Source organism: Thermoleophilum album (assembly GCF_028867705.1).
Lineage (GTDB): Bacteria > Actinomycetota > Thermoleophilia > Solirubrobacterales > Thermoleophilaceae > Thermoleophilum.
Genome location: NZ_CP066171.1, coordinates 1,410,211 through 1,431,524 on the forward strand (window position 1 = coordinate 1,410,211; position 21,314 = coordinate 1,431,524).

The window sequence follows — 21,314 nt, forward strand, 5'->3', positions numbered from 1 at the left end:
GCAACTTCGCCTGCCGAGACAGCGCTGGACAAAAGAAAAGGAGGAGGCTGTGAGCGAGCGCGCGGTGCTTTGGTCAGAGGAGAACGGGGTCGCGACGATCACTCTCAACCGCCCCGAGCGCCTCAACGCATGGACCGAAGAGCTTGCTGACGAGCTGCGCGAGTGTTTGCGCCGCGCCGGCTCGTCGACGTCGGTGCGCTCTGTGCTGATTACCGGCGCCGGCCGTGCCTTCTCGTCGGGCGCCGACCTCAAGGCCGGGTTCGAGGCCGCCGACGACGGCATGCCCGACATTCGCCGCGAACTCGACGAGCGCTACCACCCGCTGATCGCGGCGGTACGCCGGCTCGACAAGCCTGTCGTGGCGGCTGTCAACGGTCCAGCGGTGGGTATCGGCGCCTCCCTCGCTCTCGCGTGCGACCTCGTGACGATGGCCGAGTCGGCGTTCATCTCGCTCGCCTTCGTCGAGATCGGCCTCGCTCCCGACGGCGGGTCGACGCTGCTCGTTCCGGCCGCTGTGGGTAAAGCGCGCGCCTTCCAGATGGCCCTGCTTGCCGAGCGCGTCCCGGCACGTCAGGCGCTCGAATGGGGTCTCGTGAACTTCGTCTACCCCGACGGCGAGCTGGCCGACCGCGCTCGCGATCTTGCCGAGCGCCTTGCGCGCGGACCGACGCGCGCCTATGCGGCGGTCAAGCGCGCGCTCAACGAAAGCCTGTTCGCCAACCTCGATCGGCAACTGCGCCTCGAGGCCGACCTCCAGCACGACCTGGCACGCAGCGAGGATTTCCTCGAAGGAGTACGTGCATTCATCGAGAAGCGCGAGCCGGCTTTCAAGGGCGCCTAGCGCCAACCGTTACGAGCTCGCTTCGACGCCGGCCGGCGAGTTATGATCCGCCGGCCTTGCAAGCTAAGACCCGTAGACGAGCGATCTGGGCTGCGGCGTGCAGCGTTCTAGCCGGGCTGTTGCTCGCGGCCCCCGGTGCCTTTGCCGGCGTCATCACCCCCGAGAAGGGCGGCTCGCCGAACGCCGACGACATTCACACGCTCTACGTCATCGTCCTGATCATCGCGATCCCGATCTTCCTCCTCGTCGAGGGGGTTTTGATCTGGTCGCTGATCCGCTATCGGCGCCGCAAGGGCGGCCCGCAGCCGGCGCAGATCCGGGGCAACACGCCGCTCGAGATCTCTTGGACGGTGGGAGCCGCGCTGATCCTCGTCGTGCTGGGCGTCATTACTTTCGTCTATCTCGATGACATCGGTAATCCACCGGCCTCTCTGCCTGGTGGGTTCCAGGGTGCCCAGTTCGCCACCATCGACCAGCCCAGCCCGCCGCGCTCGGGCGGCCCGACTTTGCGCGTCCGGGTCAACGGCCAGCAGTACCTCTGGCGCTACGAGTATCCCGACCTGCCAGGTCCCAACTACAGCTACTACGAACTTGTCGTGCCGACCAAGACGACGGTCGTACTCGAGGTCACAGCTTCCGACGTGATCCACTCCTGGTGGATCCCGAAGCTCGGCGGCAAGGTCGACGCTACACCGGGCTACGTGAACAAGACTTGGTTCCGGATCTCGAAACCGGGCCGCTACGTCGGACAGTGCGCCGAGCTTTGTGGTCCCAACCACGCCGACATGCGTGCTGTAGTCCGTGCGGTCGAGCCGGCCGAGTTCGAGGCATGGCTGCGCCGCCACCGCATCGACATCCTCGAGGCGCAGCAGGCGCTCGCGCAGCAACGCCAGGAGCGTGCGCGCCGTGGAGACGTGCAGTAGCCACTGAGGACGAAAGGAAGGTCCGTGGAGGCAGCAACGGTCGCACCGAGTGACGCGGTGAGAGCGGTTCGCAAAGCCGCCTCGCCGCCCGAGGTCGTCATGCACGGGCTCCGGCCTGCCCCGCGCGGCTGGCTTTCGTGGTTGACCACAACCGATCACAAGCGGATCGGGATCATGTACCTCGTCCTCACCTTCACCTTCTTCCTGATTGGTGGGGTCGAGGCGCTGATCATCCGCCTCCAGCTCGCTGGGCCCGACAACACGCTCGTCACTCCCGAGGCTTACAACGCCCTTGTGACGATGCACGGGTCGACGATGATCTTCCTCTTCTTCGTGCCCGTCATCGCCGGCTTCGCCAACTACCTCGTGCCGCTGATGATCGGTGCACGTGACATGGCGTTCCCGCGCCTCAACGCCTTCTCGTTCTGGACCCTGTTTTTCGCCGGCATCACGTTCTACGCGAGCCTGTTCTTCCATCCGCCCGCCGCTGGTTGGACGTCCTACACACCGCTCTCCGACGACGCCTTTTCGCCCGACGGCGGCATCGATGCGTGGATCCTGATGATCCACCTCACCACGGTCTCGTCGCTTGCCGGTGCGGTCAACTTCATCGCGACGATCCACAACATGCGTGCACCGGGCATGACGTGGGGCCGTTTGCCGCTTTTCGTCTGGTCGATCCTGATCTACAGCTACCTCTTGGTCCTCGCCTTGCCCTCCCTCTCAGCGGCGGCAACGATGCTGCTCACCGACCGGCACTTCGGTACCGCCTTCTTCGACCCCGCGGGTGGTGGCTCTCCGCTTCTATGGCAGCACCTCTTCTGGTTCTTCGGGCACCCCGAGGTCTACATCATGATCCTGCCGATGTTCGGCATCGTCTCCGAGGTGCTGCCGGTGTTCGCGCGCAAGCCGATCTTCGGCTACAAGGCGATCGCCGCCTCGACCGTCGCGATCGCCTTCCTGAGCATCCTCGTCTGGGCTCACCACATGTTCACTACCCCGACCGCCGAGGTCGTGCTTGCGTTCTTCATGCTCTCTTCGTTCGTGATCGCCGTGCCCACCGGGATCAAGATCTTCAACTGGCTAGCGACACTGTGGCGCGGCTCCATCGAGTTCAAGACGCCGCTGATTTTCGCCGCTGCCCTCCCAGGCCTTTTCGTGATCGGCGGTATCTCCGGCGTTATGCTCGCGATCTTCCCGATCGACTGGCAGGTGCACGACACCTACTTCGTCGTCGCGCACTTCCACTACGTGCTCTTCGGTGGAGGAGCGTTCGCGCTGATCGCTGGGCTCTATTACTGGTACCCGAAGATGACCGGACGGCTGATGTCCGAGCGTCTCGGCAAGCTCTCCTTCTGGCTGATGTTCATCGGCTTCAACGCGACGTTCCTCGTTCAACACTCGGCCGGTCTGTCGGGCATGCCACGCCGCATCTACGACTACGCGGCGTCGTCCGGATGGGGCGAGTACAACCTGATCTCGACGATCGGTTCGTTCATTCTGGGCATCGGCGTGCTCGTCACGGTCTTCAACGCGGTCTGGAGCCTCAAGCGCGGCCAGGTCGCGGGTAACGACCCCTGGCACGCCAACACGCTCGAGTGGTTCGTGCCCTCGCCGCCACCTGAAAACAACTTCGACCAGATTCCGCGGGTGCGCTCGCTTGAACCGATGCAAGATCTGCGCGCGCAAGTCCGCAGCACCCAAGGTCAGCCGGCCGGCACGGTCGCCCAGCCGGTCGCGCCCACGCGGTGAGCACGCGCGCCTATCGCCGTCTCGCTGTCGCGACGCTCGTCGCGACCTTTCTCTTGATCATTCTCGGCGGCATCGTCCGCGTCTCGGGATCCGGGCTCGGCTGCGGTCCCGAGGGCTCGGGCTTCCACGGCTGGCCGTTCTGCAACGGCGACATCGTCCCCGGGTTCGAGCTGACGGCGGTAATCGAGTACGCGCACCGCATCGTCGCTGGCATCGTCGGGGTGATGATCGTCTTGCTTTTCGTCCTCGCCGTTGCGCGACGTGTCGAAGGGCCGCGCCTGCCGACCTTGACCGGCGCGCTCGTGGTGCTCGTCGCGGCGCAAGCGGGTCTCGGCGGCCTTACCGTCGAGAAGGGGCTCGACGAAGGACTCGTCGCCGCCCACCTCGGTCTCGCGATGGTGCTGCTGGGCGGTCTGCTCCTGTTGGTGCGGATGTGCGGGGCACGATTCCCTAGCGATGATGGCGGTCCGACCGTCCACAACTTGACCTCCAACGTTCCCCGGCCGCTCAAGGCCCTGGCCGCGCTGACCGCTCTGGTGATGCTCGCGACGATCGTGGCCGGCGGCTACATGGCGGGAACCCAGAACTACGGTCGACCCGACTACCGGCTGGGCGACGGGGCCCATCACGCTTGCGGCAAGGAGTTCCCGACCTGCAACGGCTCGTTCATGCCGTTCGGCGAGTCGAGGCTTGTCGACATCCACCTCACCCACCGCGCCTTCATGTACCTGGCCGTTCTCCTAACCGTGATGCTCATGGCCGCGGTGTTGCGTCGCCGCAAAGCCCTGTCCGCCGCCGCGGTTGCCCGGGCGCGCTGGCTCGGCGCGTTGGTTGCGGTGCAGGTGTTGCTCGGCGCGCTCAACGTCTGGCTCGACGAGTACGAGCTCCTGATCGTCGCTCACCTTGCTGTTGGAACGCTCGTCTGGGCTGTGGCGCTCGATCTGGCTCTCTCGCTCGCTCCCGTGCGCGCCGTGGTGCGGGGGCGCGTCCCGGGCGATGCGACGCTTGCCACAGCAGCGGGGGTGAAGTGACCGTGGCCGCCTCGCACGGCCGAGCGGCCGCGGCGGCGACCGTAGCGGGAGAACAGCCTGCGCCGCTCGCGCGTCTGCGCTCGCGGTTCGCCGACTACCTCACGATGACGAAACCGGGCGTCCAGTCGCTGCTGCTCTTCACCACGGCTGCGACGATGTACGTCGCTGGCGACCCCTCCCCCGGGCTCGTCGCTCTCACCTGCCTTGGTGGCGCGCTGTCGGCAGGCGGTGCGGGCGCGCTCAACCACGTTCTCGACCGCGATCTCGACCGCCAGATGGCGCGCACCGCTCAGCGACCGGTGGCGGCCGGGCGGATCTCGCCCGCGCGTGCCACCGCCTTCGGCATCGCACTCGCCCTGGCGTCGTTCGCGCTCTTGTGGAACACGGTAAACCCGCTCGCGGCAGTCCTCTCGGCCAGCGGCTTCCTCGGCTACGTCTTCGTGTACACGCTGTGGTTGAAGCGCCGCACGCCGCAGAACATCGTTATCGGCGGCGCGGCTGGCGCGGTACCGCCGTTGGTCGGTTGGGCGGCCGTGACAGGTGGGTTGAGCGGCACCCCGCTCTACCTCTTCGCAATCATCTTTTTCTGGACGCCCCCACACTTCTGGTCGCTGTCGCTGCTGATGAAGGACGAGTACGCACGTGTGGGCGTCCCGATGCTGCCGGTAGTGCGCGGCGAGGCCGAAACGCGGCGCCAGATCTTGCTCTACTCGGTCCTGCTCTACGCGATCACGCAGCTCCCGTTCTGCGCCGGCGCGTTCGGTTGGTTCTATCTCGTCGTTTCGCTCGCGCTCGGCGCGCTGTTCATCGCCGGTGCGGTCGCGCTGCTGCGGCGCCGCGACCGCCGCACCGCGCTTAGGCTCTACCTCTTCTCGCTGCTCTACCTGGCGCTGCTGTTCGCCGCGATGGTCGTCGACGCCCGGCTGTAGGGGTGGCGCAGTGACAGCTCCGGCGCGCAACCCTGGCGGTACCGAGCTGCCGCCGCTACTGGCCGCGCTGCTCGCCGCGCCCGGCCCGCCCGGCTACGAGGAACGGGCGGCGCACGCTTGGCGAGCGGCCGCTCGCGAGTTCGCCGACGATGTCGCCGGTGACGTGCTCGGCTCGTCGACCGCGCGCGTTCGCGGTGGCGGCGAGCGACCACGGCTGGCGATCGTCGGCCACATCGACGAGATCGGCCTGATCGTCACCCACATCACCGACCGCGGCCTGCTGCGCATCGCTGCGCTAGGGGGCTGGGACCCGCAGGTGCTGGTCGGCCAGCGCGTCACCGTGCTCGCCCGCGACGGTGAGGTACCCGGGGTGATCGGCGGCAAACCGCGCCACCTGCAGCGCGGCGACGAGCGCAAGCGGGTACCCGAGCTGCGCGACCTGCACATCGACATTGGCGCCAGCGACCGCGAAGAGGCGGCAGCGCGCGTGCGCGTCGGCGACGTCGCGGTGATCGCCGCCGATCCGCAGCCGCTTGTCGGCGGGCGTGTCGCCTCTCGCGCCCTCGACAACCGCCTGGGCGCCTACGTCGCCCTCGAAGCGCTGCGCCGCGTCGCGGAGGCCGGTGGCGCCGACGTCGAGGTGGTCGCGATCGCTTCCGCTCAGGAGGAGATCACGTTCGCCGGCGCTCGCACCGCCGCTTATGCAGTCGAGCCCGATGTCGCGGTGATCGTCGATGTCACGCACGCCACCGACGTTCCGGGCGCCGACGAGGGCGAGCTCGGGAGTCATCCGCTCGGCTCGGGAGCGGTGATCGCGCGCGGAGCGACGATCGCTCCTGCCGTCTTCGAGGGCCTCGTCGCCGCCGCCGAGAAGCACGGTATCCCGTACACGGTGGAAGCGACCGCCCGCTCGACCGGCACCGACGCCGATGCCGTGCACCTCACTCGCTCGGGGGTCGCCTGTGGCGTCGTCTCGATCCCTCTGCGCTACATGCACCAGCCGGTCGAGATCGTCGACCTCGCCGACGTCGAGGCGTGCGCGGCGCTCGTCGCAGCGTACGCGCTCGCGCTGCGCCGCGGCCAGCGGTTCGAGCGCTGACGCAGGCGCATCCAGCACCGGTCGAGGGCTCATCGAACCGGCTAGCGGATGGCAGCTGTCAGGCGAGCTCGGGCCAGGGGCGGCCGAAGGGAAGGCTGGTAGCGTCGAGGCCGAGGTCGGCGCGCGCCACGTGCAGCACGGCGTTGATCAAAGCGAGGTGCGTCAGCGCCTGCGGGTAGTTGCCGAGATGGCGACCCGACCGCGGGTCAATCTCCTCTGCGTAGAGGCCGAGCGGACCGGCGTGCGCGAGCAGGCGCTCGCACAGCTCGCCGGCACGGTCGATCTCCCCCGCTTCCGTTAGCGCCGAGACAAGCCAGAACGAGCAAACGGTGAACGCGCCTTCGGGCTCGCCGATCCCGTCGTCGACGCGCTGCGGGTCGTACCTGCGCACGAAGCCGCCGTCTGAGAGTTCGCTCTCGATCGCGGCGATCGTTCTGCGCACCCGCGCGTCGTCGGCGGGCAGGAAGCGCACCAGCGGAATGAGCAACAGGGAAGCGTCGAGTTCTTCGCTACCGAACGCTTGCGTGAAAACGCCGCGCTCGCTCACCCCGTCACGAAGGACCTCGGCACGGATCGTCTTCGCAGCCTCGTGCCAGCGGCGGGCACGAGCCCTGTCGCCCCGGAACGCTGCCAGACGCACACCGCGCTCGGCGGCGACCCAACACATCACCTTCGAAGACACGAAGTGCCGCGCGGGGCCGCGCACCTCCCAGATACCGCGATCCGGTTCCCGCCAGCCCGCGAGGGCCGCCTCGACCACCGCCACGAGCCGCGACCACACGTCGGGCGGGAGGTGCTCGCGCCCCCGCACATGCAGGTAAACGGCGTCGACGAGCGCTCCCCACACGTCGTTTTGGCGCTGACGGTAGGCGCCGTTGCCGATCCGTACTGGCCGCGAGCCGCCGTAGCCGCGTAGGTGCGGGAGGTCGCGCTCCGGCAGCTCGCGCTCTCCTCCCAACCCGTACAGCACCTGGACATCACCGTGCTCGAGAACGTCGCCGAGGAAGTAGAAGAAGTCGTCAGCCTCGCCGTCGAAGCCGAGGCTGTGCAACGCCCACAGTGCGAACGATGCGTCGCGCATCCAGCAGTAGCGGTAGTCCCAGTTGCGCGAACCGCCGATCGTCTCAGGCAGCGACGTCGTAGCCGCGGCGGCGAGCGCACCCGTCGGCTGGTAGGCGAGTGCGCGCAAGGTCAGCGCCGAGCGCTGCAGCACCGCACGCCACGGATGGTCCGGGAAGCGGCCGCGGTCGAGCCACTCCTGCCAAAAGTGGGTGGTCTCGACGAGCGCGCGGTGGGCGTCGTCATAGCTGCGCGGAAGCCAACTGTCCCAGGCCAGAGCGATGAACCGCTGCTCCCCTGCACGCAAGGTGCTGCGAGCGCTCGCCCGAGCGTGTTCGACGCCTACCCGCAGGTCGCTCGCCAGCCGCAGGCGCGGACCGGACCCGCCATCCGAAGGATCGGCGGCGAGCTCGTGGTAGCCCCCCGGCCCGAACCGCCACCGCGCCGCCTTGCGCCCGTAGTCGAAGCGCGGCTCGCAGGCAAGCTCGACCTCGACCTCACCGTGGACGCAGTGCAGGGTTCGCAACAGCACGCGCCGTGCCGAAACGTCGGCGGGTGCTCGCCGCCAGTCGCCCTCGAGCGGCCTCTCGGCGCTCCAGCGGCCGACGAGCAGCGCGTCGCGGACCACAAGCCATCCGCTGCCGGTTCCCCAGCTCGTTTCGAGCACCACCGTGCCGGGCAGGTAGCGGCGATCGACGGGCACCGTGACGTCGGCCGGACCGAGCCGGAAAAACCCTGCGTCCGGGTCAAGAATCGACCCGAACACGCTCGGCGAGTCGAGCCGCGGCAGACAGAGCCATTCGACGGAGCCATCGGGAGCTACAAGGGCACCGGTTTCGCAGTCGGAGAGGAACGCGTATTCGGCGATCGGCACAGTTCGGCCGCGAGCGAACGCCACGAAGTCGCCTGGCCCGCTCACGCCTGCGTCCCGCCTCCGCTCGCGATGTCGGTTACCACCACGACCTCGCCCCCTTGCTCGGCGCAGTCGCTGGCGAGCATCGCCGCTGGCTGGGCGTCGACCGTGGCGCTGTCGGGACGGCCACCGGCGGCGCCGGACAGCGACTGCTCGAGCGCAGCGAGCGCGGGCCGCTTCTCCTCCCCGAGAGCGAGCAGGACGAGACGGGCGCAATGGGCTAGCACGGGGAACGTGAGCGTCACGCGGGGCACGAACGGCGCGAGACCCGGTTCGTCGACGGCGACGGCCCAGCGGTCGCGCTCGCCGAGAGCGGCTTGGTCGGGAAAAAGGGACGCGACGTGCCCGTCGCGGCCGACGCTCAGAAACACGACGTCGAAGCGCGGCGAGGCGTACGCGCTCCCGCCCACGATTGCAAGCTCGCGCTCGTAGATCGCTGCTGCCGCGGCGGGCGGGCGATCGAGACGGGGCGCGCGCAGGCGGGGGCGCAGCGCAGGCGGTAGCGGTGCGACCAGCTGTCGCTCGACGAGCCGCCCGTTCGAGCGCGCGTCACCGGCCGGAACGCAGCGCTCGTCGGACAACCAGAGCTCGCTGTCGGCGAGATCGACCCTTCGCGCCGCCAGCCGCTCGTAAACCTGCGCCGCGCCGCGACCCCCCGTCACCACAAGGCGCGCGCCGCCGCCGAGAGCGGCGACGAGGAGCTCGGCACAGCGCCCCACCGCGTCGCCTACCCGCTCGACCCGGATCGACCCCATCCCGGCGCTCTTTCTGTTCTCGCCATGCGTCACTGACCGCCAACTTCCGCCCGGCCGCCAGCGACCTCCGCTACCTCGGCGAGACAAACCGCCGCCTGCAGCGCCGGACGGTAAGTCGGGTCCCGCAAGAGCGCTTCGCGGAGAGCCTCGGCGAGGATCCCGCGCTCGCCGCGCGACGCCCCGACGGCGACGGAGACGCGCTCGCCACCGCCGCTGCGCGAGCGACAAACAAGGCCGCCCCTGCCGCGCTCGAGCGCGATCTCGCTACCTGCGCTTTGCACCGCTACGCCCGCCAGACCCGGCACCCCAAGCGTTCCGACCTCTTCCGTGACGACGCGCACGTCGCGCCCGACGAGCGGCCGTGTCCGCGCGTCTCGCTCGCGTTGCGGCCGCGAAGCGCAGCCATCGTCCAAGCGGCGCTCGTCGAGCGGGGGCGCGCTGCCGTCGGCCGCGGCGGATGCGCCACCTTCACCAGCCCCCTCGCGCAGGTCCCAGCCGAGCCGCGACGCGAGCCACCCCGCGAACAGCAACGCCGAAGCCCGCGAACCGGGGGCGTGGCGGACCCGCACCTGCTCGATCCGCCACAGCTCGGCGCGCCGCCGCGGCGGATCGAAAAGCTCGGCGACACGCAGACGCCAAGGCTCGGAGCGCAACCACTCGAGATCGACGACGTGCGCGGCCAGCGACAGGCGCCAGGCGCGTTCAAGCGCGTGCGAGAGCGACGCGTGTCCGGCCGAGTCGATCAGCACCGCCTCGAAGAGGCCGGCCAGGGCGGCCACCCATTCGTCGTCGACGCCCACCGGCCAGACCGCCGTCGGAACGCCGCTGACCACGAGCGGCGCAGCCACGGACGCGACCCGGTCGCGACTGCGCACGCGCAGCTGAACCAGCTCGCGCAACGTCACGAGCGGTGCGTCCCAGGCACCGTCGCTGGCGACCTCGACCGTCTGTGCGACGTCGCCGTTCCCACCAGCAACCAGCAAGACGACGCGCGAGGGATGGTTGGGGCCGAGTGCGCGCAGACGCTCCCGCACCGTGCCCAATCGTTCGGCGGCGACCGGCACGATCAACGTCAAAGCGCGCGCCGGGACGACCCCGTGGCGCTGATGGGCAGCACGCAACAGGTCGCGCAAAGCCCGATCGGCGTCGGTGGCACCCACCACCGAACGGCTGAGGTGCAACGCGGGCCGCTCGGTCGCCAGCTCTGCGCCCGCTTCCGTCATCACAACGGACGCCAGGCGTGCCCGGGCAGAAGGATCCGGTCCGCCTGCGCCGGCCCCGCCGAGCCGGCGGCATACGGCAGCGGCCGCTCGCCCGAGCGCTCCCACGCGTCGAGTATCGGCTGGCAGATCGCCCACTGGGCGGCGACCTCATCTTCGCGAGTGAAGAGCGTCGCGTCCCCCAGCATCGCGTCGAGGATCAGGCGCTCGTACGCCTCCGGCGACTCCGAGAGAAAGGCGCTTCCGTACAGAAACTCGAGGTTCACCGGGCGGGTGCGCATGCGGCTGCCCGGGATCTTGGCGTTGATCGCAATCGAGACGCCTTCGTTCGGCTGCACCGACAGCACGATCTCGTTCTGTTTCACGCCCCCGCCCTCGCCGTGCAGGGCGAGGTGCGGCACCGGCCGCAACGTCAGCGCGATCTCGGTCGACTTGCGCGCCAGCCGCTTGCCGGTGCGCAGGTAGAAAGGCACCCCCGCCCACCGCCAGTTCTCGACACCGAGCCGCAGCGCGACGAACGTCTCGGTACGCGACTGCGGGTCGACCCCCTCCTCCTCCAGGTAACCCGGCACCTCCTCGCCCTCGACGACCCCGCGCGCGTACTGGCCGCGCACGGTCGCAGCCCCGACCTCTTGCGGCGACGGCGGACGCACGGCACGCAGCAGCTTCGCTTTCTCGTCGCGGACCGGATCGGCCGAGAAGCGCACCGGTGGCTCCATCGCGATCAGCGCCAGCAGCTGCAACATGTGGTTTTGAACGAGGTCGCGCAACGCTCCCGACTGCTCGTAGTAGCCCGCACGCCCCTCGATGCCGAGATCCTCGGTCACGGTGATCTGCACGTTCTCCACGTAGTGGCGGTTCCAGAACGGCTCGAAGATGCCGTTCGCGAAACGCAGCGCGAGGATGTTCTGAACCGTCTCCTTGCCCAGATAGTGGTCGATCCGGAAGATCTGGCGCTCGTCGAGGACGGCGTGAAAGCGGGCGTTGAGCTCCTCGGCTTCGGCGAGGCTGCGGCCGATCGGCTTCTCGACCACCACCCGCACCTCGGCGCCTTCCGCGCGCGCAAGTCCGTGGCGCCCGAGCGCCTCCACCAGCGGCGCGAAAAACGCCGGGGCGGTGGCGAGGTAGAAGACGCGGTTGTGACGCAGATCGTCGTCGCTGTCAAGCTCGGCGAGTCGCCGGCCGAGGCGCTTGTAGAGGTCGTCGTCGCCGAACGCACCAGACTCGTAGCTCGTCAAATCGAGCAACCGCTCGAGCACCGCCTGGTCGGGTCGGCGGCGCGAGAAGCGTTCGACGGACTCCGCGAAGAGATGGCGATAGGCGTCGTCGCTCAGCTCGCTGCGCGCGACCGCGACGAGCCGGAACCCGTGCGGCAGCAGCCCCTCGTGACCGAGGTTGTAGACAGCCGGTAAGAGCTTGCGGCGGGCTAGATCGCCGGTCGCTCCGAAGATCACGAGCGCCGTGGCCGCGGCGATCGGCCGCTCTAGCCCCTCGCGCAGCGGGTTGCGGCGGCGCTCCACTACGGCCACGCTCTAGCTGCCCTCCGCTCCCCCGCCGCGGCGGACGGCGTGCCCGCCGAACTGGTTGCGCAGCGCCGCAAGCAGACGCGCCTGGAAGTCGTCGCCCCCGCGGGAGGCGAAGCGAGCGAACAGCGCGGCGGCGATCGTCGGCACCGGGACGGCGCTAGCGATTGCCTGTTCCACCGTCCACCGGCCTTCGCCCGAGTCTTCGACCCACGGTGCGAGCTCCTCCACCTGGCCGCTCGCGAGCGCCCGGCCGGCGAGCTCGAGCAGCCAGGAGCGCACCACCGAACCTTGCATCCAGAGCCGGGCGAGGCGCGCCAGATCGAGCTCGAACGGAGCGGAGCGCAGCAGCGCGAAGCCCTCGGCGTACGCCTGCATCAGCCCGTACTCGACGCCGTTGTGCACCATCTTCACGAAGTGCCCGGCGCCGACAGGGCCGACGTGAGCGTAGCCCTCGCCGAACTCGGGGTGCGGGTCGGGGGCGAGCGCGCTCAGCACCGGCTCGAGGCGCGCGAAGGCCGTCGACGAACCGCCGGCCATCAAGCAGAACCCTTCGCTTTGGCCCCAGATGCCCCCGCTCACGCCGACGTCGACGAAGTCGATCCCCCGCGCTTCGAGCTCGCGCCCCCGGCGGACGCTGTCGCGCCAGTCGGAGTTGCCGCCGTCGACGATCACGTCGCCCCGATCGGTTGCGGCGGCGACGCTCGCGAGTGCGGCGCTGGTCACTTCGCCGGCGGGCACCATCAACCAGACGACGCGCGGCCGCGGCAGCGCAGCGACGAGCGCCTCGACGGTGTCGCTTACGGCGACGCCGGAGCGCGCTGCCTCCGCGCGCGCCCGTTCATCCGGATCGAAGCCGTGCACGGCGATGGACGGTGCGCGCTCGCCGAGACGTGCGGCGAGTCCGCGTCCCATGCGCCCAAGCCCGACGAAACCGACCGCCTTGACCTCGGGCGCGCCCATCTCCGGCACCTACGTCGCGAGCGCGTCGCCGAGCTTGCGCAGCAGGCGCGCGGGGTCGCGGTCGGCCGCGACCGTGACGACGCGGCGCCCGCGCTGCTCGAGCGCGGCGCGATCGCCCGCCGCTTGTGCGTCGATCAGCGCACGGAAGCCGTGGTCGCGTTCCGCGATCGCTAGCTCGTCGCCGTCGCTTCCGTCGACGAGCTGCAAGAACGCGCCGACCGGCGGTCCCCCTTTGTGCAGCTGCCCGGTCGAGTGCAGGTAGCGGGGCCCGTAGCCGAAGGTCGCCGCGCAGCCGGTGCGCTCGACGACGGTGCGGCAGAGCTCGCTCGCGGCAGCGTCAAGCTCGGGCGATTCGGGGAGGTACGCCTGGATCGCCAGGTATTCCGGCGGCGCAAGCGCGCGGATCAGCTGCACGGCTGCTGCTTCCTCGTCGCAGCGAGGACGTTCGCGCCGCGCTAGGGCTCGTTTGCTTGCGTCCTTGGCCTCCTGGACGTTGGGTTGGTCGAAGGGGTTGACGCCGATGAGCGCGCACGCCGCCGCCGTCGCGACCTCCCACAGATACAGCGCAGCTCCAAGCGCCTCGCCGCCAACAGCGGCGAGCGGCACGCCCGGAACGGGCGCGATCGCCCGCGCGCCGCCAGCGGCGCGAACGGGCAGGGCGAGCAGCGCGCCGGAAGGGGTCGCCAAAGTGCCGTCTTCGGCGGCAGTGAGCGGGACCGGGAGGATGCCGCGCCCCTGTTTGCCGCTCGATTCGGCGATCAGCTGTTCGAGCCAGAGCGCGAGCAGGCGCTCGCTCTCGCCCGCGGCGACGAGCAGGCGCCAGGACCCCTCGGCGGCCGCCGTGGCGAGCGCGGCCGCGAGCGTGGCGGCCGGTCGCGGCTCGTCCGCAAGCCTCTCGGCAAGCTCGACAGCGGCCCGCAGCTGCGGCTCGGGATCGCCGCCGCAGAGCAGCGCCGGCACCGTCCCGAACGGCGAAAGGACCGAGTAGCGCCCACCGATCTCGGGGTCGCCGTGGAAGACGTGCGCGAACCCCTGCGTGCGCGCGTCGGCGTCGAGCGGCGTGCCCGGGTCGGTGATCGCCACGAACCGCTCAGGCTGGCCGCTGCGCCCGAGGAAGTAGTCCATCTGCGCACGCGTCTCGACCGTCGTCCCCGACTTTGAAGCAACGACGAACAGCGGACGCTTGTCCTCGAGCACGCCCTCAAGGGCGCGCACGGCGCGGGGGTGGGTGGAGTCGAGGACGTACAGGGGTTTCCGCTCGCCGGGGGACGGTGGCCGCTGCTCGGCCAGCGGACCGTGAACTTCGATACCCAGCGCAGCCGCGAGCGCGGCGGCACCAAGGCTCGAGCCGCCCATCCCGAGCAACACGACGGCGTCGACGTCGCCGGCAAGCTCACGGCACACGCTGCGACGCTCGCCGAGCACGGCGAGCTCGCGAGCCGGCGAGCGCACCCAGCCCAGCCGATCGGCGAGCTCGGGAGTCGAGGGGTCGCCGAGAGCGCTGGCGTCGCCCGCCAAGAGCGCGCGCACGATCCGCTCGCTCTCGGCGCGCCGGTCGTCTGCGCTTGCCAGTGTGCGCCAGCGCCGGTCGGGCACCACCGCCGCAGTGGTGCCCGCCAGCGCGACCGCTTTGCGCGCGACAGCGGTGAGCGTCCGCTCGTAGGGACGCACGAACTTCTCGATCCCCTCTTCGAGCAGCACCGCCGCGACCTCTTCGAGATCGATCCCGGCGTCCGCGAGCGCCGCGAGATCGTCGGCAGGGTCGATCCGCGCCGTGTCGGCGGTGACCTCGAGCTCCCGCGCGCACGCCGCGAGCGTCGCGCGCGGCATCGTCGACACCGTGTAGGGAGCGACGAGCTCGGCGACGTACTTGGTCTCGGGATAGGCGGGGTCCTTCACGCCTGTCGATGCCCAAAGCGGGCGCTGCACGGGGCATCCGCGCGCGCGCAGGGCGGCGAAACGCTCGCCGAGGAAGATCCGTTCGAAGGCGCGGTAGGCGGCGCGCGCGTTGGCCACGGCGGCGCGCCCCCGCAGGTCGTCGCGCCCCAGTCGCCGCAGGCGACGGTCGACCTCGGTGTCGACGCGCGAGACGAAAAACGAGGCCACCGACCAGACGCGGAAGTCGCGGCCGGCGGCAGCGCGCCGCTCCATCGCCCGCACGTACGCCTCGGCGACGCGCTCGTAGGTAGCGACCGAGAACAGCAACGTGACGTTGACGTTGATCCCTTCGAAGAGGGCTTCCTCGATCGCCGCGAGCCCCTCTTCGGTGCCGGGGATCTTGATCATCACGTTCGGCCGGGCGACGAGCTCCCACAGCCGACGAGCAGCACTCAGCGTCGCCTCGCCGTCGCGCGCGAGGTGGGGCGAGACCTCGATCGACACGAAGCCGTCGGGCCCGGCGAGCGCCGTCTCGGCGCTGTCGACGCTGGCCGCGAAGATGGGCGCCAAGCGGTCGCACGCCGCGCGCACGTCGCTGACGGTCAGCGCTTCGACGAGCGCGTCGGCGTCCTGTCCGCTGCACGCGAGCTCGGCGAGCTCGTCGTCGTAGTCTCTCCCGGCCGCCAGGGCGCGTTCGAAGATCGCCGGGTTGGTGGTGACGCCGCTCACGCAATTCAGCTCGACGAGACGGTCGAGCTCGCCGCCGTGCAGCATCGCCCGGTCGAGGTCGTCGACCCACACGGCGGTGCCGGCGCGAACGAGCGCCGCTAGCCGCGAGTTCGCACCGGTAGCGGGATGGCTCTCGACTGCGCTTCTCTCCACCGTTACCTCACCTCGCGGTCGACTGCTCGCTCGTAACCCTCGCGACGACCTCCCGCACCGTGTCCGCCACGCGCTCGGGCGTGAAGCCGAAGTGGGCGAGCACCTCCCGCCCAGGGCCGGACTCGCCGAAGCGGTCGATGCCGACGACAGCGCCCTCGCTTCCCACGATCCGCTCCCACCCTAGGGGAGCGGCAGCCTCGACGGCGACGCGAGCTCGGCACGACGATGGCAATAGATCCTCGCGCCAGCGCTCGTCCTGCTCGAGAAAACGCTCGACGCACGGCATCGAGATCACGCGCGCGTCTATACCGTCCGCCTGAAGAAGCTGGGCAGCGTCGAGGGCCGTCGCCACCTCGGATCCTGTCGCCACCACTATCGCGTCGGGTTCGCCGGTGCTGTCGCGCACCACCCAGGCGCCGCGCTCGATCGCATCGTCGGGGACGCGATCGGGATCGTCGACCGGAACGGCCTGGCGTGTCAGCACGAGCACGACGGGGCGGTCGCTGGTGCGCAGCGCGAACCGCCACGCGCGCACGGTCTCGTTCGCACCGGCCGGACGCACCACGTAGAGGTTGGGGATCGCACGCAGGTGCGGTAGGTGTTCGACCGGTTGGTGAGTTGGTCCGTCCTCGCCGACCCCGATCGAGTCGTGCGAGAACACGAACGTCGAAGGGATACCCATCAACGCGGCGAGCCGGATCGGCGGCTTCATGTAGTCGCTGAAGACGAGGAAGGTGGCGCCGAAGGCGCGCAGCCCGTGCAGTACGAGGCCGTTGACGATCGTGCCCATGGCGTGCTCGCGCACACCGAAGTGGATGTTGCGACCGCTGTAGTTGCCCCGCCCGATGCTCTGCGCATCGTCGATCTTCGCGAGCGTCGAGGAGGCGAGATCGGCCGACCCGCCGACGAGCTGGGGAACGCGCGCCGCTGCCCACTGCAGCGCACGGTGCGCCGCTTTGCGCGTCGCTACCGGGCCGTCGTCGCGTTCGAAGCGCGGCAGCTCGCCGCTGTCCCAGTCCGCCGGCAGCCGACGTGCCCGGACCTGTTCGAGCAGTTCGTGCTCCTTCGGGTAGGCGCGGGCGTAGCTCCGGCAGCGCTCCTCCCACTCGCGGACCAGCTCGCGCCCGCGCTCGACGGCGCGGCGGCAGTGGGCGAGCGCCTCGTCGGGCACCCAGAACGACCGATCGACCGGCCAGCCGAGGTTCTCTTTGGTGAGCCGGACCTCGTCGGCGCCGAGCGGTGCCCCGTGGGCCGCCGCGGTGTCGCGCTTGTTGGGGGCTCCCTCGGCGATGTGCGTACGCAGGATCACCAGCGACGGCCGCCGCTCTTCGGCCTTGGCGGCTTCGACCGCGGCGCAGATCCGCGCCGGGGTTACGTCCTCTCCGAGATCTTGGACGTGCCAGCCGAGCGCCTCGTAGCGCGCGGCGGTGTCTTCCGACATCGCGAGCTCGGTCGGCCCGTCGATCGAGATGTGGTTTCGGTCGTAGAACGCGATCAGCCGACCGAGACCGAGGTGGCCGGCGATCGCGCACGCCTCGTTCGAAACGCCCTCCTGGATATCGCCGTCGGAGCAGATCGCGAACGTGTAGTGGTCGACGATCGGGTACCCGGGGCGGTTGAGGCGACCCGCCAGCCAGCGCTCGGCGAGCGCCAGTCCGACAGCGTTACCGATGCCCTGACCTAGCGGGCCGGTGGTGACCTCGACGCCGGGCGTGCGCCCGTACTCGGGGTGACCGGGGGTGAGCGAGCCGAGCTGGCGGAACCGACGGATGTCGTCGAGGCCTAGGTCGTAGCCAGTCAAGTAGAGGATCGCGTAGAGCAGCATCGAGGCGTGGCCGGCGGAGAGCACCAGGCGGTCGCGGTCGAACCAGTCGGGGTGTCGCGGGCTGTGGCGCAGCACGCGCGTGTAGAGCGTGTAGGCGAGCGGCGCTAGCGCCATCGGCGTGCCCGGATGTCCCGAGTTCGCCGTTTCGACCGCGTCGATCGCCAGCGTGCGAATGGTGTTTATGCAGAGCTCGTCGATGTTCGCCTGCGGCTCTGCCCGCTCGTCGTCGCTCACGCGTTCTCCCGTGGTGTCGGAGGGGTCGGTGTGGTGGGCGCTCGCTTGCTGTCTCCGCCTTGCATTGTTAGCGCGTCCGGCCGCCGTCTCTGCACGCGACCTTGTGTCTACCCCGCAAGATTCGGCGAGACAGCGACGAGCGCGGCGCCGAGCACTCCTGCCGCCTCGCCCGCGCGCGCCCCGACCACGCGCACGCGTGGCCAGATGTGAGCGAGCGCCGAGCGCTCGGCCTCGACCAGCGCGGTGGGCAGGAAGAGGTCGGTGGCCGAGCCGAGCCCGCCGCCGATGGCGATCACTCGCGGCTGGAAGACGTTGGCGTAGCCGGCGAGGGCGATCCCGAGGTCGCGGGCGAAGCGGTCGATCAGCCAGCGGGCGTCGGGGTCGCCGCGCGCGGCGGCGGCAGTGACGTCACGCGCGCTGATTTTGCCGCCGGTCGCGAGGACACGGCCCAGCAGGCTGGTCGGCCGTGTCGCTGCGAGCTCGCGAGCGTCGCGCTCGAGCGCCTGACCGGAACAGAGCGCCTCGACACAGCCGCGGGCGGGGCAGGAGCCGGGGCAGGGCGGTCCGTCGGCACGGATGGGGAAGTGCCCGAGTTCGGCGCCGAGACCGTCGGCGCCGCGCAGCAGCCGCCCGCCGCTGATCACCCCACCACCGACACCCGTACCGAGCGTGAGCATCACGAGCTCGCTGCACGAGCGCAGCCACGCTTCAGCGAGGGCGGCAGTGTTGCCGTCGTTGTCGATCGCCACGGCGCGCCCGGCCAGCCGCCGCTCGAGCTCGGCCCGGAGCGGGATGTCGCCGACGACCAAGTTGACAGCACCCGGAGCACGCCCGGTCTTCTGATCGATCCCACTCGGGAAACCCACGCCCACTCGGCACGCCGAGCCCGCCGTGTCCGCTTCGAGACCTTCCACCAGCGAAGCGACGAGGTCGAGCAGAGCAGCGCTGTCGTGCGGCGTCGGCTCGCGCGCGCTCGCGAGCGCCTGCGGTGGCTCGCGCTCGCGTCCGCGCTGCGCGCCACCGGTGAGGTCGGCCGCCAGGTACGCCGCCGCCGCCACCTTGGTGCCACCGACGTCGACGCCGACGACCAGCTCCTCGCCTCGGTCGGCGCCGCGGCCCGGCGGGTGCACGCGGACGCGGGAGCGAGGTTCTTCGTCGTGTAGCGGTTCTGTGGGCACTTGGTCGGAGAGGCTCGTCGTGCTCGGCGCCAGCGGCAAGCCGAGCGCCGACCGTAGTATCGACGGCCGCGACCGTATGCGCGCGATCGCACTAACTACGAGCGACGAGAGGCCGACCACGATCCGCGTACCCGGCCGCGTCAACCTGATCGGCGAGCACACCGACCACAGCGGTGGTCTCGCCTTGCCGTTCGCGACCGACCGGGCTCTCTGGCTCAGTGTCCGTCGCCACAGGCTCGAGACGCTCACGATCGCGTCGAGAGCGACCGGCGAGCGTGTCGAGCTCGCTGCGCTCGGCGTCGACAGCGAGGGCGCGAGCGACGAGCGGCCGCTGTCTTTGTGCCGCACGGCCGCCGCCTGCTGCGAGGTCGCCCGCGAGCTCGGCGTCGTACGGGCGGCAGGCACGGTCGAGATCGCCGGCGACCTGCCGATCGGAGCCGGGCTCTCGTCGTCGGCCGCCCTCTGCTTAGGACTGATCGTCGCGGTCTGCGTCCTCGGGGGGCAATTGCCCGGCGACCCGCTTGCGGTGGCGCGCGCGGCCGCGCGCGCGGAGCGCGCAGCCGGCGGCGCCGGGGGCGGCCTCCTTGACCAGGTCGCGATCCTCGGTGGTGCGCCGGGCGCCGGCGTGCTCTGCGACTTCGCCGCCGATCGCTACCTGCGCGTGGGCATCGCGCTCGAGGACGCGCGCCTCGCCTTGCTCGACAGCGGCGAGCGCAGAGCGCTCGGCAGCTCGCCCTACGCGGAGCGTGTCGCCGAGTGCGCGGAAGCGGCGCGCATGCTCGGCGTCGCGCCGCTCGCGAAGGCGCCGCTCGACAGCTGCCTGCGCCTGCCGAACCGCTGGCGCCAGCGGGCCGCGCATGTCGTCGCCGAATGCGAGCGCGTTCGCCTGGCCGTCGACGCGCTCCGCCGTGGCGACATCGGCCGCCTCGGGCGTCTTCTCGACGCCTCGCACCGCAGCCTGCGCGACCTCTTCAACGTCTCGACGCCGGCGGTGGAGCACACCCGCGCGCTCGCGAAAGCGCACGGGGCGCTCGGCGCCCGGCTCGTCGGAGGCGGCTTCGGCGGCATGGTGTTGGCGCTCTTCCCAGCCGACGCCGCGCTGCCGACAGGTGCGCTCCCCGTGCGACCCGACTTCGGACTCACGATCGACGGCACGGCGCCGTGGCCGCGCTTTTGCTAATAAACCGCCTCGTGGATCGTCGTCTGGCGCAGAAGAACATGCGCAGCGCGCTGATCGCGTTGGCGATCGCGCTGTTGATCTTCGCCGCTTCGTGGATCGCGGGGCTCACCTACTGATGGCCGCGAAACGGCAACCGCGCAAGGTGTTGGACCCCGCGCCACCGCGGGGCGAGCTTGTTCACATGCCCGAGCCGTCGTACCTCCCGGTGGTGACGGCGGCTGGCATCGCCCTGATCCTCGTTGGTCTCGTCTTCTCTGTCATCGTCTCGGCAATCGGCGCGGTCGTGACTGCGATCGCCACCGCGATCTGGATCGGCAAGGTCCGTCGCGAGATGGCGGAACTGCCGCTCGAGCACGACCATCACTGAGAGCGCGCGAGCGCCGCTGCCGCCGCGAGAGGACGGCGCGGCGGCGCTGCTCAGCAACGACGCGGTCCCGTCCCTGCGGCGGCGGACTCTGTCAGTGCCTTCGAGCCCCTAGCTGGCGTTCACCGATTCGCGCCGCCATCCCGGCAACTCGCAGGCGGCACCGTCGGTCACCCACGCGCGCACGATGTCGCGCATCGAGATGATGCCGGCAAGCTCGCCGCCGTCCACTACGACGAGATGCCGGAAGCCGCCGGCGATCATCGCTTCGGCGGCACGCTCGAGCGACCAGTCGGCAGCGGCGAACGTCAGGTCGGACGAGAGGTGGTCGGCGACGATCTCGCGATCGGGATCCTCCCCACGACCGATCGAGATCAAGAGATCGCGCTCGGTGAAGATTCCGTAGCCCGGCTGGTCGGGATCGACGACCACCGCAGCCCCGACGCGACGCTCGGCCATCAAACGCGCAGCCTCGCGCAGCGTGTGGCCGGGACCGACGGTCGCAACCACGCTCGTCATCGCTTCGCTCACTCTCACGCTCACTCCTCCTCTGCGCGCTGTTGCCGCGTCTTGCGCTCCTCCGCGGCGACGGGTCGCATTAGTGCGAATCGTTGCTTGCCGATCCTACCGCGTCATGCGCCCGTTGCCCGCACCTCCGACCGCCCTTCGTCCCCACCTCCGGCCATCGGTTCCCGCCCGCAGCGCAGCCGGCCGGCCGAATCTCCGCAGCGAGCCGACCGAACCCCACGGCCCCCACGGCCGGCC

17 protein-coding genes are annotated in these 21,314 nt (G+C 70.4%); 8 read left to right on the forward strand and 9 right to left on the reverse strand.

What is annotated here, in order from left to right:
• Positions 1–49: 49 nt before the first annotated feature.
• The 6 genes from JDY09_RS06620 to JDY09_RS06645 are packed head-to-tail and all read left to right on the forward strand — an operon-like array spanning position 50 to position 6,575.
• A complete protein-coding gene (locus JDY09_RS06620) occupies positions 50–841 on the forward strand; it encodes an enoyl-CoA hydratase-related protein (RefSeq protein WP_274716138.1) in 792 nt (263 codons plus the stop codon).
• Between the two features lie 56 nt (positions 842–897).
• A complete protein-coding gene (coxB, locus tag JDY09_RS06625; protein ID WP_274716139.1) occupies positions 898–1,764 on the forward strand; it encodes a cytochrome c oxidase subunit II in 867 nt (288 codons plus the stop codon).
• Positions 1,765–1,788: 24 nt separating this feature from the next.
• The gene (gene ctaD, locus JDY09_RS06630; RefSeq protein ID WP_274716140.1) at positions 1,789–3,516 is read left to right on the forward strand and encodes a cytochrome c oxidase subunit I; all 1,728 of its coding nucleotides are present in this window, start codon (positions 1,789–1,791) and stop codon (positions 3,514–3,516) included.
• Positions 3,513–4,547, forward strand: a complete 1,035-nt coding sequence (locus JDY09_RS06635; RefSeq protein ID WP_274716141.1) for a COX15/CtaA family protein — start codon at positions 3,513–3,515, stop codon at positions 4,545–4,547. Before ctaD ends, JDY09_RS06635 begins: the two co-directional genes overlap by 4 nt.
• Positions 4,548–4,549: 2 nt before the next feature.
• On the forward strand, positions 4,550–5,476 hold the full coding sequence (locus JDY09_RS06640; RefSeq protein ID WP_274716142.1) for a heme o synthase: 927 nt from the start codon (positions 4,550–4,552) through the stop codon (positions 5,474–5,476).
• Positions 5,477–5,486: 10 nt separating this feature from the next.
• Positions 5,487–6,575: a M20/M25/M40 family metallo-hydrolase gene (locus JDY09_RS06645; RefSeq protein ID WP_274716143.1), complete on the forward strand. Its 1,089-nt coding sequence runs from the start codon at positions 5,487–5,489 to the stop codon at positions 6,573–6,575.
• A gap of 58 nt (positions 6,576–6,633) precedes the next feature.
• On the opposite strand, the gene JDY09_RS06650 is transcribed toward JDY09_RS06645, so the two are convergent.
• The 8 genes from JDY09_RS06650 to JDY09_RS06685 form a co-directional block, all read right to left on the reverse strand.
• Positions 6,634–8,553 carry a glycoside hydrolase family 15 protein gene (locus tag JDY09_RS06650; protein ID WP_274716144.1) on the reverse strand — a complete coding sequence of 640 codons (1,920 nt, stop codon included), beginning with the start codon at positions 8,551–8,553 and terminating at the stop codon, positions 6,634–6,636.
• Positions 8,550–9,335 carry a 6-phosphogluconolactonase gene (pgl, locus tag JDY09_RS06655; protein ID WP_274716145.1) on the reverse strand — a complete coding sequence of 262 codons (786 nt, stop codon included), beginning with the start codon at positions 9,333–9,335 and terminating at the stop codon, positions 8,550–8,552. The genes JDY09_RS06650 and pgl overlap by 4 nt, the downstream gene beginning before the upstream one ends.
• The gene (locus tag JDY09_RS06660; RefSeq protein WP_274716146.1) at positions 9,332–10,525 is read right to left on the reverse strand and encodes an OpcA/G6PD domain-containing protein; all 1,194 of its coding nucleotides are present in this window, start codon (positions 10,523–10,525) and stop codon (positions 9,332–9,334) included. The genes pgl and JDY09_RS06660 overlap by 4 nt, the downstream gene beginning before the upstream one ends.
• Positions 10,525–12,051, reverse strand: coding sequence for a glucose-6-phosphate dehydrogenase (gene zwf, locus JDY09_RS06665; RefSeq protein WP_274716147.1), 1,527 nt, complete (start codon positions 12,049–12,051; stop codon positions 10,525–10,527). The genes JDY09_RS06660 and zwf overlap by 1 nt, the downstream gene beginning before the upstream one ends.
• A 3-nt stretch (positions 12,052–12,054) precedes the next feature.
• Positions 12,055–13,008, reverse strand: a complete 954-nt coding sequence (gnd, locus tag JDY09_RS06670; protein WP_274716148.1) for a phosphogluconate dehydrogenase (NAD(+)-dependent, decarboxylating) — start codon at positions 13,006–13,008, stop codon at positions 12,055–12,057.
• Between the two features lie 9 nt (positions 13,009–13,017).
• Entirely contained in the window at positions 13,018–15,768 is a 2,751-nt protein-coding gene (gene tal, locus JDY09_RS06675) for a transaldolase (RefSeq protein WP_274716149.1), read from the reverse strand.
• A gap of 7 nt (positions 15,769–15,775) precedes the next feature.
• Positions 15,776–17,827 (reverse strand): transketolase, encoded by a 2,052-nt coding sequence (tkt, locus tag JDY09_RS06680; RefSeq protein WP_274716150.1) that lies wholly within the window; start codon positions 17,825–17,827, stop codon positions 15,776–15,778.
• Between the two features lie 107 nt (positions 17,828–17,934).
• A complete protein-coding gene (locus JDY09_RS06685; RefSeq protein WP_274716151.1) occupies positions 17,935–19,005 on the reverse strand; it encodes an ROK family protein in 1,071 nt (356 codons plus the stop codon).
• 19 nt (positions 19,006–19,024) lie between these two features.
• Here JDY09_RS06685 and JDY09_RS06690 point away from each other — a divergent pair, with 19 nt between their 5' ends.
• Together JDY09_RS06690 and JDY09_RS06695 are read left to right on the forward strand one after the other, a co-directional pair.
• On the forward strand, positions 19,025–20,185 hold the full coding sequence (locus JDY09_RS06690; RefSeq protein WP_274716152.1) for a galactokinase: 1,161 nt from the start codon (positions 19,025–19,027) through the stop codon (positions 20,183–20,185).
• A gap of 181 nt (positions 20,186–20,366) precedes the next feature.
• On the forward strand, positions 20,367–20,552 hold the full coding sequence (locus tag JDY09_RS06695; protein WP_274716153.1) for a hypothetical protein: 186 nt from the start codon (positions 20,367–20,369) through the stop codon (positions 20,550–20,552).
• A gap of 108 nt (positions 20,553–20,660) precedes the next feature.
• On the opposite strand, the gene JDY09_RS06700 is transcribed toward JDY09_RS06695, so the two are convergent.
• The gene (locus JDY09_RS06700) at positions 20,661–21,086 is read right to left on the reverse strand and encodes a CBS domain-containing protein (protein WP_274716154.1); all 426 of its coding nucleotides are present in this window, start codon (positions 21,084–21,086) and stop codon (positions 20,661–20,663) included.
• Positions 21,087–21,314: the final 228 nt, after the last annotated feature.